We start from the raw sequence: 18,057 nt of genomic DNA on the forward strand, positions 1-18,057 counted from the left end.
ACAAAAAACGCTAGGGTTCGACATTCTTGCCATCCAAAAGAGCCGCAATTTCACTCTTGATGGCGTCAATCTTGTTATCTAGGGACACGTATAATTTGTAAGAACCGTCCGGATTTACAATGTAAATTTTTGGAACATAGCCGTCGCTGTAAAGCTCCCCGAATACTCGGGTCTCGTCAAAGACCACGTTCATGCGTTCGTCAAACTGGGCTTTGTCCATGAACTTGCGAATAGCGCTCTTGCTGTTGCTGCTGGAAAACACGGTCGTAGACACAAGCCCCCTGGAGGCAAATTCCTTGAAGATTTCAACAATTTGCGGAGCTGTATGGGCGCAGTGACCGCAGGTGGCCGAGAAATACGTGAGCAGCATCGGCTTGCCGGCAAAGGGCAAAAGATTCTCGGTCTTGAGGGTAATCCCCTTGACCTTCACGTTGAAGTTGATCTTGGCGGGCATGCCGTTGTCGAGTGTGTCACCACGGAGGCTCGCGGCCTCTGCCTTCATTCGCTCCTCCTCCTGGATTTGCCTTTCGCGTTCCTCTTGCTGGCGGACCGCAAGCAAGGAATCAAAACGAGTCCTAATCACCGTAATGGAATCATTGGACATCTGCATGGCAAACGTGGTATCGCGGGCCTTGGCAGCAGATTCACGGACGCCAAGCACAAAGTACTCCACGTCCAAATCGAGCTTGGTGTCGGCACGGAGCTTTAAGAACACCGAGGCATACTGGATGCCGACACGATAAGAGAACATCTGCATTTTTGTCGCGGTGGTATCGCTCAACTTTACGGGGAGGCCCGTCACCTTGCCCTCGGGCTCCACAGGGAGCGAAGCCAACACGGAATCCTTGTATTTTTGAATCCGCTCCCGGTCGTCGCCAAGCTGCACCAGAGTCGCGCTGTCGGGATAGGTTTGGCCATAACGCCCTCGGGCTAATGACTCCATATTGAATGTGGCGGAGCGGAGGGAATCGCCCGAAATCTGGTATTCAAAATCCTCGTCCTCATGCTTTTTGAGATCGTCGCGGATGCCCTGCATCACGCAGTCCTCGTCGAGGTGTTTGCCCATTTGGTGCGGAACCATGGAAAAGTCGTTCAAGGCCATTTGCGCACCGATCATGTAGGCGAACCTTTGCTCGGCGGTCGAATCCGCCGTGATGGCGACCCTGTTCTCGAACTGATTTTGAACGTTGCAGGCGACCAAAAAAGCCGCCCCGAAAATTGCAAAAAGAGCCTTAATTTTCATTTGAATCCCTCTTGTTTAATATCTAACCCAGAAAAAACTTTAAAACATTCGAGCGTCCTTGAGGCGACCTGCTCGGGGATGGCGGTCCCCAGCTCGATGACCGCCTGGACCGGCGTGACATTCAAAAGGCGCATGGGGTACGGCGAAGCCGGGCACAGGGCCAAAAGTTCTCGCGGGTCCGGAGGCGGGAACTCGGCAAACGTCACCGCCAAAAGCCCCCTGCGCTGTTGCAACCCCTGCACGCGCATGCGCCCGGCCAAAAGTCCAATCTCCGAAACCTTCATGAGCATCATGGCAGGTTCCGGCACAGGACCAAAGCGGTCCTCGAGTTCCTGCAAAATGCTCTCGACCTCGGCACTCGACGCCACACGGGCAATGCGCTGGTACAGCGAAATGCGCGTGAGACCGTCTTGAATGTAGTCCTCAGGCAGGTAGGCGTCCACGCCAATCTCCACGCGAGGCTGTATGGGCTTGTCGGTAGGGCCGCCGCGCAACTGCTCCACGGCCTCGCGGACCATGCGCACATAGGTCTCGAACCCGACCTCGGCAATAAAGCCGTGCTGTTCTTGCCCCAGCAGGTTCCCCGCCCCGCGAATCTCCAAATCGCGCATCGCCAACTGGTAGCCGCTTCCCAGGTCGGTGTACTGCTCCAACGCCTTGAGGCGGCGCATGGACTCGGGGGCAATCTCGCCCCGAGTGGGAATCACGAGGTACGCCTTGGCGAGCACATCGCTGCGGCCTACGCGACCGCGCATCTGGTAGAGCTGGCTTATGCCAAAGTGGTTCGCGTTCATGATGATGATGGTGTTCGCGTTGGGCACGTCGAGCCCGGACTCGATAATGGAGGTGCTCACCAGCACATCGAACTCCTTGCTCAAAAAGGCGTTCATCACGCGCTCCAGCTCGTGGTCGTCCATTTGACCATGGGCCACCGCCACACGCGCCTCGGGTACCCAGCCCTCCACGTCCTCGGCCAGCTGGTTAATGGTCTGCACGCGGTCGTTCACAATGAACACCTGCCCACCGCGGGCGAGCTCGTCCTTGACGGCATCGGCCAGCACCACGTCGTCGCGCTTCATGAGCTTGGTCTCGACCGGGAGGCGATTCATGGGCGGAGTATTGATGAGCGAAATGTCGCGGACGCCCGTAAGGCTCAAGTGCAGCGAGCGCGGGATAGGCGTCGCGCTCATGCTGAGAGTATCGACCGCCAGGCGGAACTCGCGCAATTTTTCTTTTTGCTTGACGCCGAACTTTTGCTCTTCGTCAATGATGAGGAGCCCCAAGTCCTTGAACTGGTTCTTGTCGCTCAACAGAGCGTGCGTACCCACAACAATGTCGACCTTGCCCTCGGCGACCTGCTTGAAGATTTCCTTTTTCTCTTTGGCGGTCTTGTAGCGGTTCACCAGGGCGATGTTCACCGGGAAGGCGGCAAAGCGCTCCTTGAAATTCTCGTAATGCTGGGCCGCCAAAATGGTTGTGGGCACCAGAATGGCCACCTGCTTTTTTGCCGAAATACACTTGAAGGCCGCACGCATGGCGACCTCGGTTTTGCCAAAACCCACGTCGCCGCAAATGAGGCGGTCCATGGGCCTGCGGGCCTCCATGTCGCGCATAATGTCTTCGGTCGCCTTCACCTGGTCGGGAGTCGGGTCGAATTCAAAGGCGTCGTCGAACTCCTGCTGCATCTTTTGGTTGGGCGGGAAACCAAAGCCCTCCACCAGCTCGCGCTTGGCATAGAGCTCCACCAGTTCCTTGGCGATTTGCACAACCTTCTTTTTGACGCGCTTTTTGACAGCCTCCCAGGCCTTGCCGCCCAGCTTGTCGAGGCTCGGGACCTTGCCCTCGGGCGGGTCCAGGCGGTCGATTTTTTGCAAGTCCGAAACAGGGAACTTGAGGCGGTCACCGTCGGCGTACTCCAACAAGGCGCAGTCGACCAGGCCGCCATTCACCTCCACGCGCACCAGACCCAAATAACGGCCCACACCATGGTCCTCGTGCGCCACGTAGTCGCCGCGGTTGAGCGATTCGACCATGAGGGCGCTCGCCACCGAGCCTGAAATTTGACGTTTGCGGTGCTTGTTGGCATGACGGTTAAAAATTCGGGTCTCGGTCAAAAAGGCGACGCCGTCGCTCTCCAGCCAAAAGCCCTCGGTCAAATTTCCAACAAAGTAATCTTCCACCGGAAGGTCTTCGAAAACATGTCGTAGCCTAGTGAGGGCACCTGGAGTCGGCGCCACCACATACACACGGCCGCCCACGGCGGCAAAATCCTCAATTTGGCGCGCGACGGACTCGGCGCCATTGCTCGAAAAATCCTGGGACTTTACATTCAGGTTGTACCAGCTGTTGGACTCGGCGCTCACGCGAGTCATGTCGAGGCTCGCCCGCCCGGGGAACTGCCGGGAGAGTTCACCAAACTTGAACCAGAACGTGGATGCGGGAGCCACGTCGACCCCCGAACCGTGGAGATCCTGGTAAACGGCGTCGTAAGCCAAATAAAGCTTGGAGGCTGCCTCCGAGAGCGCCGAAAGTTCCTCGAACACGAGGGTGCACTTGGGCAAGTAATCGAGCAGGCTCGAATTGAGCTCCTGGTACTGGGGGCGTTTCCACCACAGGCCCGAGAGGTCGCCGCGGAACTTTGCCATCTCTGCGCAAGGGAGAGTGAACTCGCCCATGGGGTAAAGCGTAATGCGGTCCATTTTTTCGATGGAGCGCTGCGTAAAAATGTCAAAAGTGCGAACGGACTCCACCTCGTCGCCGTAAAACTCGATGCGGATGGGGTGCGGGTACAAAAAGCAGTTCACGTCGACAATGCAACCGCGAATGGAGAACTCGCCCACCCCGCTAATCACGGGCTGCTCGGTAAAGCCGTTGTCGAGGAACCAGGGGCGAAGAGCCGCGGGCTCAAAGATGTCGCCCACCTTAATAGGCTTGAACTGCCTGGGCAAAAAACCGGGGGCAGGGAGCCTTGCCAAGAGGGCGTCGAGCGGGCACACGGCGACCACAGGGCGCGAAGTGTCGGCGGTATCCTTGAAAAACTTGAGGCGCTCCTCGAGCACGCCCTCGAACGGGACCTTTTGCTCGTAGGGCTTTAGCCCGATGGACGGGAAGAACTTCACGTAATCTTCGCCCAAAAGACTCTGCAGGTTCTCGACCCAAACTTCGGCGTTCTTGTAGTCCTTCGCCACCACGAGCATGTTCCTCGGTTCCGCAAAAAAACGGGCCGCGGCCATCATCGAGGCCATGGGGATTGTCACCCCGTTGACGTGGATGGCTTCGTTGCCGGCATTGGCAAAAAGCGCGAGGGATTCGGGGAGCGAATCCTGGAGAAATTCTTGCAAGGAGTCCATGTCGAGTGCAAATTTAAAAAAAACGACAGATTGAAAAAATAAAAAACCGGTTCCGCGAACGGAACCGGCTTTTCACTGAGCTATGAAGGGCTCGAACCTTCGACCCACGCCTTAAAAGGGCGTTGCTCTACCAACTGAGCTAATAGCCCGAGCGCCCCAAATATACCAAAGTTTTGATAATTTGTAAAGGTATTTGGCTTTTTTTTGATTTTTTTGTAAATTTTGGCTATGAAGTTTTTCGAGAAAAGCCTAACGCTCGCCGCGCTTTCCCTGATGGTCCCTGTAGCCAGCTTTGCCTACTTTGACCACGGCAATGCCGGCCTGGAGATTTTCTCGTTCATGGGAACGTTCGACAGCCCCCGAAACGCCGCTCTCGAAAAATCGGCGGGTGCAAGCCCGAGTACCGACCCCACCATCACGCAGTTGAACCCGGCAGCCATCCGCATGGAAGACGGCAAAAAACGAGTGATCGAAGCGCACTGGCAAACAGGCGAGTTCGCCGACAACCAGGGGTCCATCTACTACACCAGCACGTTCCGCAAATTCATTTACCAAATCAGCTACAACTGGCTGGACTACGGCAGCATCACGGGCTACGACGAACTCGGTTTTGAAACGGGAATCGACTACCAGCCGTTTAGCCAGCTCGCCACGGCGTCACTCGCCTTCCCCATGAAGCACATCCAGTTCGGCTTTACCGCCAAGGTCGCAAGCGACAGGCTCGCCGAAGAAGAAGGCGACCGCACCGCATTTGGCGCCGCCTTTGACTGGGGTGTTTCGTGGCAAGCCTCCAGCAAGCTCTTTGGGTTCTCGTTTATGGCAAGGGACTTCGGCTGCCTGCTGCGCGACTACGTGGACGACGGCGATGACGAGTTCTACCCCATGTCGCAAACATTCGCCCTTGCAGGGTTCTTCCGCCCGCAAAGCGTTAGGCGACTCACGCTGTACGCCGAGAGCGATTTTCCGCGCTATGCCGAAGCCAACCTGAACCTGGGTGCCGAATACGCCCTGGGAAGCTACCTCTCCATTAGGCTCGGCTTTACCCGCACTTGGCTTGACCTAGTGCGCGACTTCAAGGAGCTCGCCTCCTCGGAGAGCCGACCCAGCGAATCGAACGAAGCCCACATGGTGAGCGGCGGTCTCGGTTTTAGCAACAGCCTTTTTGCCGTGGACTACTCGTTCTCGTACCTGGCGCAGGGCCTCGGGTTCGAGCACCGCGTGGGACTCCGCGTAGGCTTCTAATGCGACAGTTCGATGTTTTTGTTTGGGGGGCGCCTGCAAAGGATCCTCCATTCACGGATCCCGCCCTCGGGTGGTTCCTTGGCAACAACATCAACCGAAATCTTGAGAACAGCGACGCCGAATGGCTGGTATTCGCCCACAGCTCAGTAAACATCGACCGGGATTTTTTGAACGACCTCGCGCAGGCCATCGAAGGGTTCCCGATGGTAGACGCATTCGCCCCGCGCGTGAACCTCACGGCGGGCGGAACTGCGACGGACGCAACTGCGAAAGGCTCGCAAAAATTCAAAGGCGGCTACGTGTTGCAAAAATGGTCGGGCCTCCAAATGATTGCAGACGACGCCCAGCTTCGCTTTGTGGCGGCACCGCACCCGCTGGTGGCCGCGTTCTCCAGGCGCATTGTGCAGAGGACGGGTCGTTTTGACGAGACTCTCACCACGCCCATTGCTCTTGTAGATTTCACCCTCCGCATGTACCACGCCGGCGGGCGCATGTTCAGCATTCCTTACCTGGTTACAAACAAACTAACAGACAGCCTTGCCGGGGGGCAAATTTTGGAACCGACATCCACCCCCCTGGAGCTCTCGCTCGCCCTCTACAAGAACTTTGGCTTTTTAAGGAACTTTTTGTTTTACCTCGCGCACCCGGGCACGGTTTTGCCCTTGCTCAAAAACATCAAGGCGCTCGACACCAAGCGTGACGCCGCCATTTTGCTGAGCAAGCTAAGCGAGGAGACTCTTAAAGAAATTACAGGTTCGCGCGGCAAAGGCGCTCATTGACAGGCGCTCGAGCAACGCCTGCGCCGCTTGCGCATCCAGCACGTTCTCGTGGGCCAACACGCGGTCCAGCACCTTGGCATAGGCCTCGGCGTCGTCGGGCGGGTCCACCAGCGGGCAAACACCATCCAGGTTCTCTTTAACGGCAGAGGCGGCGGCGCCAACAGCAGGCGTCCCGCAGGCAATCGCCTCGATAGGCGGCAGGCCAAAACCCTCCAAAAACGACGGGTAAACCATGAGGTCGGCGTGGCGGTAGAATTCACGCAGTTCCTGAGCCGAGAACTGGTTAAAGTGGAACACGTTCATCAGGCGCTTTTCGTTGACAATGCCGCGGAGCCTTTCCGAGAGCTTGCCCACGCGCACAAAGGCGACATCGGGCCTGAGCCGCGCCATCTCGAAATAGGTGTCGATGTTCTTGCGCGGTTCGTCGAGGCTCACGTTGAGGCACATGGCCTGGTAGTTGCGAATGCCGTACTTGCGGCGGAACGCCTCGCGCTGTTCCGGCGTCACGGGCGACTCCGGCAAAGAAAACAGTTCAGAATCAATGGGGCAGCCAATGACACAACCGGGAGCGTTCGCCATACGCGGGCCAAAAAAGGCGGCAGCCTCGCCCCGGGTCCAGTTGGAATTGTACACAAAGGCGTCGGCACAAACCGTGGGACGCACATAAAAGCGGTTGAGCAAAATGAACTTGGGGCTGTGCGGGTAGAGGGTCTCGGCAAAGGTGTCGTGAACAAACATCACCGCCTTGCCCTGCGGGTTCACGCGAGCGAGCACCCCTTTTGCGACAGGCACCAAAAAGCCGAGCTCCGGCCGAATGAAAAACACCAAGTCAGGATTCACCTCGCCTATGGTTTTGCGGAGCGCCCCCCTGAATGAAAAAAAACCGGTGTAGAGGGACTTTGCCCAAACCTCGTGATTGACGCAGCCCTCGACCGGCGACCCCCCGCGTGCAAAGAACTTGGGCGTCTTGAGCCAAAGCACGTGGGCCTCGAATTCGGGGGCCACAGCACGCACCAAGTTGAGCGTCAAACGCCCAAAACTGGTACATTCGTTTTTGTCGCAAATAAAGAGGATTCGCCTTTGAGCCATAGATTATTGGCAATAAAATATAAAATATACCCCCAAAAACGGCACTTTACTATATTAAAGTCATGGCGAAAATTTACATAGCCCTGGCGACCTACAACGGCGAGAAGTATCTGCCCCAGATGCTGGAGTCGTTGCTGTGCCAAAAAAGGCCCGCCGACTGCATTATCGCCATCGACGACGGCTCCAAGGACGGTTCAGCCAAGATTTTGAACGAGTTCGCCCAAAAGCTACCGCTCAAAATCACGGTATTCGAAAAGAACCAGGGTCACCAGACAGCATTTTCGACCGCGCTCAAGCAAATCGCTGACTTGGCCTCCGACGAGGACTTTGTCGCCCTTGCCGACCAGGACGATGTTTGGCTCCCCGAAAAACTCCAGGTCTTGGAACAGGCTCTGGAAGGTTCCGCGCAGGATCTTGTTTTTGGGGACGCCGAGATCATTGACGCCCTCGGCAACAAAACCGCCGATTCCTGGAGGGCCCTAGGTGGGATCGAGAGCAAACTCTCGCTAAGGACCTACCTTACCGGGTACACCAACGTCACGGGTTGCCTCACCCTGTTCCGCGCAAGTCTTTTGAGCCAAGTGCTCCCCTTCCCCGAGGGCATCCCCGTTCACGACCAGTGGATAACGCTGGTCGCGGCGGCGAACCACGGCATTCTTAGCATTACGCAAAAGGTCATCCAGTACAGGCTCCACGGCAACAACGAAATCGGGCTCGGCCACAAGAACACCTGGAGCGGGAACCTGAAAACGAACAACCGCTGGACCAAGAATATCTTGGAGCACCCTTTGTTCAACCGCCTCTCAAAACAGGACCAGGAATTTGCCCGCCACTTCGAAAGTTATACCGCCAAGCGCCTGCAAAAAGGATTCTTGCCAGGCGAGTTCTTTTGGATTCTCAAGAACCGCAAGGACCTGCACCCGCATTTAAGGCACCTGTGGCAGGCAATCCCCCTCGCCCTTTTCGGCACCATTGGCGTCCCCGTCGCCACAAAGTTCTTTGGTAAAAAATGAAAACCGCCGTCGCCATCCTCGTGAACTTCAAGGCTGCACAAGAAACCGTCCGCTGCCTGCGCGCCCTCGAAAAAGGGACGGTCAAGCCGCAGTGCGTTTACGTGGTTGACAACGCCTCGACCGAGGAATCGCAAAAAACGTTCGGGAACGAAGCCTTTGAACTCTCCGTCAAGTGGATTTGGAATACCGAGAACCGCGGCTTTGCCGCAGGCTGCAACCAGGGGATTCGCGCCGCGCAGGCCGACGGATTTGACGGCTTCTTTTGGCTGTTGAACAACGATACCGCCCCCCAGGAGGATGCCCTGGAAAAGCTTTTGGAGAAAGCCTCCGAAACGGGCGCCGGCATCACGGGCTCGCAAATCACCGACATGGACGGGAACTTTTTGGGTGGCGTCGGGTTCGTGAACCCGCAAATGGCGAACGTGCGGCGCGCCAATAGCCCAACCGAACCAGGCTTTGACTACGTCGAGGGTTCGTCTTTTTTGATTTCGCCCGAGTGCCTGCAAAAAGTAGGCCCCATGTGCGAAGACTACTTTTTGTACTTCGAAGAGAACGACTATTGCTGCGCGGCAAAAAAAATGGGCTTTGGGCTCGCCTGGGCAACCGAAAGCATTGTGCGCCACAGCGTAGGGACCAGCACAAAAAGCGAACTGGGCAAGGGCAAAGTCCCCTACTTTATTGACTGCCTCATGATCAGGAATCGCGTCCACTTTGCCTGCAAGTTCGGCTTCCCCAGGGTCTGGGTGCTGCTCGGGCTTTTCATTTCGCTTGGCATCCGCCTAAAACGTTTACAGCCCCAAAGGGTGTGGACCATATTGCGCATCACCATGTCGCCCAACGCCTTTAAAAACTTCGTCCAAAAGAACGGAGGTTATTATGCATAGAACATTCAAGCTGTTTATGCCCGTTTTAATGTTCACGCTCGCCATTGCAAGCAGCAGCACGGCCTTTGCCGCAAACCGCCCGGGCAATCCGCAAGTGCGCCACCTTAGCTTTGCCGACACGGCAAAAAAATACCAGGTGAACTTGCGCGGGCAGCTGGTGGACTCTGTCGCCGTGACGAACTTGACGACGGCCCCCACGCACTACGACAACTCCATGTCGGTGCGGCTCTTTTTGGACGGGCACTTTACCGACGCCTTTTGGTTTGACGCCCGCGTAAAGGTCCATACCGACTACACCAACCGCGATATTGCCGACCACTTTTACAACCCGTACGAGGGAATCCCCTACAACAAGCAAAGCGAAAACAAGCGCACCTGGGACCTTTTCGCCGCCAACATGGGCTACAATGCAGGTTTTGCACGACTGCTCGCCGGGTTCGACTACCTGGAATGGGGACCCGCCCGCCGCAACCACGTGATTCTGCGCGGCGAGAACAACATTTACCGCCCGTGGCAAGACAGCAGCAGCCGCTTGTTCGACGCGGCACCCACACCCTATTTTGGCTACCAGTTCGAGATTGGCCCCGTGATCTACACGCAATACGCCGCCAAGCTCTTCGAAAAGAAGAACGCGGGCAAATACCTGCACGCCCACCGCCTCGACTTGAACCTCCCCAAGAACATAACCCTCGGGCTGAGCGAGACCTCGCTGTACGGGACCACCGTGGAACCCGCCGGCACAAACCCGAACGAGGACGCCGACAGCACCGGCCGCGAATTTGAATGGGCCTACGTGATCCCGTTCATCCCCTACGTTTTCGAGGAGCATTTGCAAGGCGACCAAGACAACATCTCGCTCGCTTTTGACCTGAGTGTCAAGACCATCCCGCACTGGGAATTTTACGGCGAACTTTTATGGGACGACATGAAGTCGCCCACCAGCATGTTCGACGACGGATGGTGGGGCAACAAGTGGGCCGCCACCGTGGGCGTCGCCCGCGACAGCCTCCACCTTGGCCCTGCGCTCATTGACTTCTTTACCGAATACACGCGCATAGAGCCCTGGGTGTACACGCACCACAAGGGCGGAGGCTACACATACGCCACCTACGCGCAGAGCCTCGGGAGCGACCTCGGGCCGAACGCCCAGGAATTCCACGGGGAGCTAAGCGCCACCTACAAATTCATCAAGGGGACGCTCGTTGCCGGAGCCGTCGCCAAGGATACCGCCTTTGGCGGGAACCTCGCCGACATCCACGGACCCGACGACGCCACCGACAAAAAATTCCTGAGGGACGCCTCGACGCTCAACTACAAGGAGCTCGGCGGGTCCGTGAGTCTCTCGCCGTGGAGCTGGATGTGCTTTAAGGCGGGCTACACACGATTCTTTGGCGATTACGAAGGCTACCACGCCACCGCGACCGGCACCTTGCAGTGGTAAGCCGCCAAAACAGCCATATTAGAACAGGGCACGGATTTCGGCGTCGTTCTGGGCGGCAAGCGCCCTCGCCTTCCACTCGGGATCGAGAATTTTCTTTGCCATATTGGCAATCGCCACAGTATGCGCCGTGGCAGACTCGGCAGGCGAAAGCAGCACGCAAATGAACTGCGCCGTCTCGCCGGCGCGAACGTTTACGCCCGTGAAGCCACTCGGACAAACCGCAAAGCCCGCCAGAGGGCGATCCAGGCCCGAGACCCTTGTATGGGGCAGCAACAATCCCTCGCCCATGTAGATCCCCTGCTTGACGCGCTCCGAGAGGGCTTCCCAAACGGCATGGGCGTCAAAGGCGCATGGTCCGTGCACCAGGGCGTCATACGCAAAGCCAAGAGCCCTGTTGAAAGGTTCCTGCGTTGGGTAGAATTTCGTATAAAGTAATTCCATGTTCAGGACAATTGTCCACCTACGCGAGCGCCTTGTCCATGAACCTGAACACTTCGGGGTCGGTCGCCTTGGCCATCTTTTGGAATTCGGCGAACACCAGGCGGAGCTGACGCTTGCCCGGTTCAATATACTGCTCGAATTTTTTGATGCCCTTGACCTTGCTGAGGAAGCAGTAGGCGCCCATGGCCTGCATCACGCGCTGGAGGCTCGCATGGATAAAGCTTTCCCAAGCATCTTCCTTGGTGTAGATCTTGGTGACGTCATACTGCGAACGCCAATACTCAAAGAAGTCCTTGACCATGTCGAGCGGGAGGCAAACATACGGATCCCACAAAAGGCTCGCCAGGTCGTAGAACATAGAGCCGCGGCGCGCGCCCTGGAAATCGACGAAAGCGATCTCGGAATTGGGGCGGACCATGATGTTCTGGCTCTGGAAGTCGCGGTGCATAAGGACCTTGGTCTGGGCGTCCACAGAGACCGCGATAAGCGAATAGAAGTGCTTGACACACTCGGGAATTTCTTGAATGCCCACGTGGCCCTTGAGGTAGTTCTCGGTAAAGTAGTCGGTTTCCCACTTGAGGGCGGCAAAATCAAAACGGTGCAACCAGAGTTCGGTATGGCTGCTGAACAGCGCTTGGCTCGCCTTTTGCCACTTGATGAGAGCTTCGATGACCTCGGGGTACAAAATGCGGGCGTTGCCGGTCATTTTATCGGTCTTGGCGGGGTAAAGTTCGTCGAGCAGGTTGCGCTTGCCCAGGTCCTCTTGCAAAACCATGCAAGCATCCTCGTCCACGCAGTAAATGCGGGTCACAGGCAAGTTGTGATCGCGGAACGCCTTGGAAAATTCCACAAAATGCTTAAAATCGTCGTTGACTTCGGCACAAACTTGGAGCACGCTCGAGCGCTTGCCGTCGGCAATGCGGAAGTACTGGCGGCCCGAGCCGGCACCGGCAATGGACGTCACGGTAAAGTTTTCGGAATAGCCATGAGAAAAGAGGTATTCTCTAATTTTCGAGGAAATCTGCAGCGTTTCGTTATTCATGGGAAGGAATATACAATTTTTTTGAGCAAATTATCCAAACTTGATGCGCGGATCCACCAAGGTGTATAGAATATCACTAAACAGGCGACCGACCATGGCCATGAGGCTGCTCAAAAAGATGACGCCCATCACCACGTTGTAGTCGCGGTTGACCATAGAGTTGTAGTAGAGGAGGCCCATGCCGTCGATGTCGAATACTTTCTCGATGAGGAGCGCCCCCGCAAACATGAGGGTGCAGATTTCGGAGAGTCGGGTCGCAATGGGGATAAGCGCGTTGCGGAGGGCGTGACGGACCAGAGCCTGCTTAAAGTTCATGCCCTTGGCAAGCGCCGTGCGCATGTAGTCCTTGCCTAGCTCCTCGAGAGCAGAATTCTTCATGAGGAACGTGAGGAACGCAAACTCGCCTATCATGTAACAGAATATGGGGAGCACCAGGTGGTGCGCCAGGTCGGCGATTTTTTCAAAGAACGAGAAGTCCTCGAAGTCGTCGCTCGTGAGCCCCCCCAGCGGGAAAATGTCGAGGTACGAGCCGCCGGCGAGGAAGATGATGAGCAAAATGCCCAGGGCGTACCCCGGCATCACGTAGCCCGAAAAAATCACGCCGCTCGTGAGGGAATCGAGTTTGCTCCCGTGATGCACCGCCTTCCAAAGGCCCAGCGGAATGCAAATGAGGTAGCTCAAGAAAAACGACGTAAAGCCGAAGAACAGCGATATGGGGAAACGCGAAACGATGACGTCCCATACTGGGAGGCCGTAGGTATAGCTTGTGCCGAGGTCCAGATGCAGCACGTTCCAGAGCCATGTGAGGTAGCGCCTCCACGCCGGCTGGTCAAAACCGAAATACGCCTGGATTTGGGCGATTTGCTCGGGAGAGAGAGCCTTGGACGCATCTACCCCGCCCTTCATGGCGGCGGCGGCCTGTGCCCGCGAAATGAGTTCCTCCACGGGGCCGCCCGGCAACAGCTGGATGAGCACGAAGCACACCAGCGAAATCCCGATGAGCGTCGGGATCATGAGCAGCAGACGTCGGAGGATATAAGATCTCATGGTTCGCCTTCGGCGAGTTCAAAGTTAATAGTTTCTAGTAACTAGGAACTCTCTATCGCATCTTCCCCGAGCGGAGAACGTCCATCATGTTAAAGGGCTTGGCGGTGCCGGCAGCAATCTGCTCAGCAAGAAAGTTCACGGCATCGACCGTGCCCTCGGCGTAAATCTGGCGGCCGCACACGTTGTGCTGGAACTCAAAATGAACGGTTCCATCGGCGCTGTCGAGGCTGTAGGTGTGGAAGGCATGGCCACCCAGGTACTGTTCGGGCACGTGCATGCGTTCCATCTGGCTCTTTTCGTCGCGGACCTTCTCGATGTCGTCGGGCGTGTAGGCAAAGCCCATCTTTTGGAAGGTACCCACCACGGCGCGGGCGGTGCCGCTCGTATCGGCCTTGGTCTTCTGGTGGCTCTCGACCACAGAGAGCTTGTAGCCTTCAAATGCGGTCGGGAATTCCTTCGCCAAAAATTCAATCATCGACTGAAACGCCACAATCTGCTTCGCCATGTTGGGGGCGATGACGCTCGGGTGGTTTGCGTCGGCGACGAGCTTTGCAAGCGCTTCGCGGTCACCGCCGGTGGTGCCCATCACAAAGGGAATCTTGTGCTTCACATAAAAGGCAGCGTTGTCGTTCACGGCCGTGGGGTGCGTGTAGTCGATGCAAATCATGTCGGGGTACTTCGCCAGCACTTCGCCAATGCGCTCTTCGCGGTTGGAGGGCTTCAAGAGCTGGATGGTCTTGCCCGCCACCTCGGCCTCATTTTCCACAATAATTTCGCCCGTCAAGGAATACGGCACCAGTTCGAGCCCGCGCTTTGCGCAGGTCTCGGCCACAATGCGGCCCATGTTGCCGGGAATTCCGTTCACCATCACTTTTACAGACATATCTATCTCCTGTTTTATTCTCAACGCAATATAATTAAATCAGCCTACGGTCTCGAGCACGCCCGTCAGCAGAGACTTCATATCATCGGGGAAGTCATAATTTTCGAAGGTCCGCGGCGCGTTCCAGTACGGGAGCTGCACCTCCGCCTTGTAGGCATAGAGCATTTGGCTGTGCGCGCCCAAAACCGCAAAGTCGGCTTCGTCGAGGCCTCCCCCGCGTGCCATCTTTTGGTAGAACTCCCCGCCGTGACTGTAAAGGCGATCCCCCACAATCGGGAAGCCGAGTTCCGCCAAGTGCGCGCGGATTTGGTGCTTGCGGCCCGTCAAAAGTTCCGCCTCGACAAGGGAGAACTTATGGTTCGCACCGGGTTCCAGCTGCGCGGGGAATTCGCGTTCGAACGTCGCAAGATGCTTGAAAACCGTATGGCACTCCTTGCCGCCCTCCACACGGTGCATGCGCAAGCGAATGGGATCGTCAGGCAGTTCGCGCAGCGGGAAATCGCAGCGAGTCTCGCCCTCGGGGAACACGCCCTCCACCACCGCGAGGTAAAACTTGCGCAGCAAAATGCGATCCAGGTTCTTTTGGAAGCGAGCAGCCGACTCAACATACTTGGCAAAGAGCATGAGGCCGCCGGTATCGCGATCCAGGCGGTGCATGGGAGTAGCCGTCTCGCAGTCGGTGCCGCGGCGGACAATCGCCGTGAAGGTGTTGTAAAAAATGTGGCCAGTGTGGTGCACCGGAGTGCCCGCCGGCTTTGCAACCACAAGGAACTCCTCGTCCTCAAACACAACCTTGAAATCGGTGGGCACCTCGGGCTCGGTGTAGTTCTCCACATGGTAGACCACCCGGTCGTCGGTATGGGCGACGCTCCCCACATTCGCGACTTCACCGTTGAGCGTCACAAGACCGCGCGTAAGGCGGTCCACCCAGTCTTCGCGGCTGTGGTAGGTAAAGCGTTCGCAGAGCGAGTCCAAAAGCAGGCGGTTATTCTGCTCGGGGCGAACTACACTCTCAAAGAACATGTCACTCGGGACATTCGACATGCTGCTACCGGGTGCTACTCCAAAGCCTTGCGCACGTAACCCGTGCTATCGCGGGCTTCGTCAAAAACTTCGAAGGTCTGCGCCCCGATCACGGCGCCCTTCTTGAAGGCAGTCTCCACGCGGTAGCGGCCCGCGGGCACGTTCTTCTTTTTGCTGAAGCTGCGGAAACCCTCTTCGCGACCGCCGTTAATCACCATGCGGCCCGAAGAAATCTTGTCGGTCAATTTGTAGCTCTCCATGCCTGGGCCCTTGTAGTACCAGCGGTACTCGAGTTCCGCCTTGAGGTCGGCAGGGGCATAAACAGACGAAAGTACGTAGACCTCGCTCTCGGGCAGACGGTGCACTGAGGGCGACTTGAGGCCGATCTTTTGCAAAAAATTCGGGGCATCGACATCGCAGCTGTAGTCGGTCTTGTCAAAGTTCTGGCAAACCAGCTGGTGCTTGAGCACAAGCGGGACAGGCGGCACCCAGTTCATGAGGTAGGCCACCGTGAGGCAAACGCTAATGGCGATGGGCGCTATGAGCACCTTTTTGCTGCGGCGGGAAATTTTCCAAATGAGCACGCAAACGCCAAGCGAAAGGATTGTGCTCAAGAAGAACCAAATGAAGCCTATACTGTGCACCAGGTGCGGGAGCGTAAAGTTCATGAACATCGTACCGAGCAGGCTCAAAAAAGCGAGGCTCACGCCAAAGCTCTCGTACTTCTTTTGCAAAAATTCGTTACCCACCAGCAATACGGCAAGCAAGATGACAAGGATAAAGGACGCAAGAGATCCACTGCTCTTGAAGTAGCATACCACCAATGCGCTAAAAAGGCTTCCAAAACAGAACTGCACCGCCCAACTAAAACGTTGACGCCATTCAGCACTCCATTCGCGGTCCAAAAAATGGTGTTCGACTACGATGGCGTTCTTCGGGATGGCGGTAGACTCGTAACCCATGTTCTTTGCGAAGCGTTCGGCGGCGGCACTCGCTTTACCGGCGGCTTCCTTCGCCTGGGCGGCGGCGCGGTCGGCGGCCTCCTTAGCCTCGGCAGCGGCCTTGTCGGCAAGGGCAATGGCCTGGTTCGCCACCTTGTTCGAAAACAGGGACTTCTTTTGCACTGGGGCGGGTTTGGGAGCCGGTCTTGCAGCCACGGCGACCTGCGCCGCAGGCTTCGGAGCTGGCTTCGCGGCTGGCTTCACGGCTGGCTTTGCCTGCATTTTGACAGCCGCACGAATCCGTTCGGCAGTCCAGCCTTCGGGGTGTTCAAGCCGAGCCGAGAGCAACACGACAAGAATCAGGGCACCCGTATAGTACGCCACCAAGAACACGAGGTCGCTACTCTCGACCATCCGGCCAAGCGTAATCGAGTCCCATCCGAACCCGCCCAAAAAGGCAATGGCCGGGGCGAACTTCTCAATCTTTTTTACCGCAGGCTTTTCCCGTAAATTATCAACAAACTTCATATAGCTTTAATATACAAAACTCGGGGGGGCATGGGCCGCCATGCGGCGGCCTAATCCTTCTTTATGCAGCGGACGGGAAGCCACATTTTTTTAGCATAGGCAGGAAAAGACACCCCAACTGGATTAATAGATACTGCAAACGAACTTTCTACAGATTCAGTCGAGTTTTTATACAAATCCGCAGACGCATATACAGCATATTGGGTTCCGTACTTTGTTTCCACATCGTAGTCAATCCCATTCCTAAAGAAAGGTTCATTGTAGCCCGTAGGTTCTGCATTAAAGCCGTAAACATCTGCCGCTAGTGTTTGGGCAAGAATCGTATCCAGAGAATTGTAATCGTTCCGCCAAATGCCAAAACGACTCAAGTAGATTCCCGGGGATACTTTTGACGAATCCATTGCCCTGGGGATAGTTGAGGAATAGTTATGCGTTTTTATATAATGGATCAAGCCTTCCCAATCCGACACGGAGGGAATTCTCCAACCGTCAGGGCAAATTCCCTGGTAATTTTCGGCATCGTATTCTTGTGACAGATAATCATCAGAATCGCTAGCTAAAGACATTTTCATCCGGGTGTGCCACGGGTACGAAAATCCTTTGGTGCAGTTGGACCTCAAATTGGAGGCGCCTGCACAGCGGGCGGAATCCACACCGGCGTAATTCAAGTTGTCGGCCATCCAGGTCTTGCCGTTTATTTTGGTCATGTGATAGACATGCCCATCACGGGAATCGGTAAAGGTTCCCGCCGTCGAAACCCACCTGCCGCCGGTGCATTTTACAGTTCCGCTCCCGTTATTGTATAGTTCGCCTTCGCGGGAGGAGGTACACTGTCCTAAGACCTCAACCTGTGTCGCATAATCCCAAAAACGATCATAAACTGCCGTAGATCCCTTTTCCTTTGTGGCTAAACATATGTAGCTTGTATCGCGGTACTTGACCATGGTGCCCACGCGTTCTGCATTGCAATGACCAGCAATGCTGTCTCGTCCATCGTAGCCATGCCACTCGCTGTTGAATTTGTCCCTTTTTTAGTTGAAAATCCAGGTCTCCAACTGGTGTAAATCTAGGCTATTAGCGCTTCATTGTCAAGTAGTTTCATGCTCTTTTC

At 56.2% G+C, this 18,057-nt stretch carries 15 protein-coding genes and 1 tRNA gene; 5 read left to right on the forward strand and 11 right to left on the reverse strand.

The genetic code is table 11. From position 1 onward, the window contains the following. Window positions 1–10: 10 nt before the first annotated feature. The 3 genes from BUB55_RS10995 to BUB55_RS11005 form a co-directional block, all read right to left on the reverse strand. Window positions 11–1,243, reverse strand: coding sequence for a TlpA disulfide reductase family protein (locus BUB55_RS10995; RefSeq protein ID WP_073191236.1), 1,233 nt, complete (start codon window positions 1,241–1,243; stop codon window positions 11–13). Continuing rightward, on the reverse strand, window positions 1,240–4,593 hold the full coding sequence (mfd, locus tag BUB55_RS11000; RefSeq protein WP_073191239.1) for a transcription-repair coupling factor: 3,354 nt from the start codon (window positions 4,591–4,593) through the stop codon (window positions 1,240–1,242). The genes BUB55_RS10995 and mfd overlap by 4 nt, the downstream gene beginning before the upstream one ends. Before the next feature lie 76 nt (window positions 4,594–4,669). Continuing rightward, window positions 4,670–4,742, reverse strand: a tRNA-Lys gene (locus BUB55_RS11005). A 79-nt stretch (window positions 4,743–4,821) separates the two neighbouring features. Between BUB55_RS11005 and BUB55_RS11010 the strand changes: the two genes are divergently transcribed. Together BUB55_RS11010 and BUB55_RS11015 are read left to right on the forward strand one after the other, a co-directional pair. Next, window positions 4,822–5,835: a PorV/PorQ family protein gene (locus BUB55_RS11010; protein ID WP_073191244.1), complete on the forward strand. Its 1,014-nt coding sequence runs from the start codon at window positions 4,822–4,824 to the stop codon at window positions 5,833–5,835. Beyond that, complete coding sequence (locus BUB55_RS11015) at window positions 5,835–6,614, forward strand: hypothetical protein (protein ID WP_073191246.1); 780 nt, start codon at window positions 5,835–5,837, stop codon at window positions 6,612–6,614. Before BUB55_RS11010 ends, BUB55_RS11015 begins: the two co-directional genes overlap by 1 nt. Here BUB55_RS11015 and BUB55_RS11020 read toward each other — a convergent pair. After that, window positions 6,558–7,703: a glycosyltransferase gene (locus BUB55_RS11020; RefSeq protein ID WP_083596990.1), complete on the reverse strand. Its 1,146-nt coding sequence runs from the start codon at window positions 7,701–7,703 to the stop codon at window positions 6,558–6,560. The genes BUB55_RS11015 and BUB55_RS11020 overlap by 57 nt on opposite strands. Window positions 7,704–7,765: 62 nt before the next feature. On the opposite strand from BUB55_RS11020, the gene BUB55_RS11025 reads away from it, so the two are divergent. Genes BUB55_RS11025 through BUB55_RS11035 form a run of 3 tightly spaced genes read left to right on the forward strand, consistent with a single transcriptional unit; the run spans window position 7,766 to window position 11,041 of the window. Continuing rightward, window positions 7,766–8,716: a glycosyltransferase gene (locus BUB55_RS11025; protein ID WP_073191253.1), complete on the forward strand. Its 951-nt coding sequence runs from the start codon at window positions 7,766–7,768 to the stop codon at window positions 8,714–8,716. Beyond that, on the forward strand, window positions 8,713–9,600 hold the full coding sequence (locus BUB55_RS11030; RefSeq protein WP_073191256.1) for a glycosyltransferase family 2 protein: 888 nt from the start codon (window positions 8,713–8,715) through the stop codon (window positions 9,598–9,600). The genes BUB55_RS11025 and BUB55_RS11030 overlap by 4 nt, the downstream gene beginning before the upstream one ends. Further along, entirely contained in the window at window positions 9,593–11,041 is a 1,449-nt protein-coding gene (locus BUB55_RS11035) for a capsule assembly Wzi family protein (RefSeq protein ID WP_073191259.1), read from the forward strand. Before BUB55_RS11030 ends, BUB55_RS11035 begins: the two co-directional genes overlap by 8 nt. 18 nt (window positions 11,042–11,059) lie before the next feature. Here BUB55_RS11035 and BUB55_RS11040 read toward each other — a convergent pair whose 3' ends face one another. The 7 genes from BUB55_RS11040 to BUB55_RS11070 are packed head-to-tail and all read right to left on the reverse strand — an operon-like array spanning window position 11,060 to window position 17,890. Continuing rightward, window positions 11,060–11,482: a PTS sugar transporter subunit IIA gene (locus BUB55_RS11040; protein ID WP_073191263.1), complete on the reverse strand. Its 423-nt coding sequence runs from the start codon at window positions 11,480–11,482 to the stop codon at window positions 11,060–11,062. A 19-nt stretch (window positions 11,483–11,501) separates the two neighbouring features. Further along, window positions 11,502–12,524: an aminoglycoside phosphotransferase family protein gene (locus tag BUB55_RS11045; protein WP_073191265.1), complete on the reverse strand. Its 1,023-nt coding sequence runs from the start codon at window positions 12,522–12,524 to the stop codon at window positions 11,502–11,504. A 30-nt stretch (window positions 12,525–12,554) separates the two neighbouring features. Next, the gene (locus tag BUB55_RS11050) at window positions 12,555–13,571 is read right to left on the reverse strand and encodes an ABC transporter permease subunit (protein WP_073191268.1); all 1,017 of its coding nucleotides are present in this window, start codon (window positions 13,569–13,571) and stop codon (window positions 12,555–12,557) included. A 52-nt stretch (window positions 13,572–13,623) separates the two neighbouring features. After that, the gene (dapB, locus tag BUB55_RS11055; RefSeq protein ID WP_073191272.1) at window positions 13,624–14,454 is read right to left on the reverse strand and encodes a dihydrodipicolinate reductase; all 831 of its coding nucleotides are present in this window, start codon (window positions 14,452–14,454) and stop codon (window positions 13,624–13,626) included. A gap of 39 nt (window positions 14,455–14,493) precedes the next feature. Next, on the reverse strand, window positions 14,494–15,498 hold the full coding sequence (locus tag BUB55_RS11060) for a pseudouridine synthase (protein WP_073191274.1): 1,005 nt from the start codon (window positions 15,496–15,498) through the stop codon (window positions 14,494–14,496). A gap of 14 nt (window positions 15,499–15,512) precedes the next feature. After that, a complete protein-coding gene (locus BUB55_RS14590; RefSeq protein WP_073191277.1) occupies window positions 15,513–16,946 on the reverse strand; it encodes a DUF2914 domain-containing protein in 1,434 nt (477 codons plus the stop codon). A 50-nt stretch (window positions 16,947–16,996) separates the two neighbouring features. Next, window positions 16,997–17,890: an FISUMP domain-containing protein gene (locus tag BUB55_RS11070; RefSeq protein WP_073191279.1), complete on the reverse strand. Its 894-nt coding sequence runs from the start codon at window positions 17,888–17,890 to the stop codon at window positions 16,997–16,999. Window positions 17,891–18,057 lie beyond the last annotated feature (167 nt).

This window comes from Fibrobacter sp. UWP2 (assembly GCF_900141705.1).
Taxonomy (GTDB): Bacteria; Fibrobacterota; Fibrobacteria; order Fibrobacterales; family Fibrobacteraceae; genus Fibrobacter.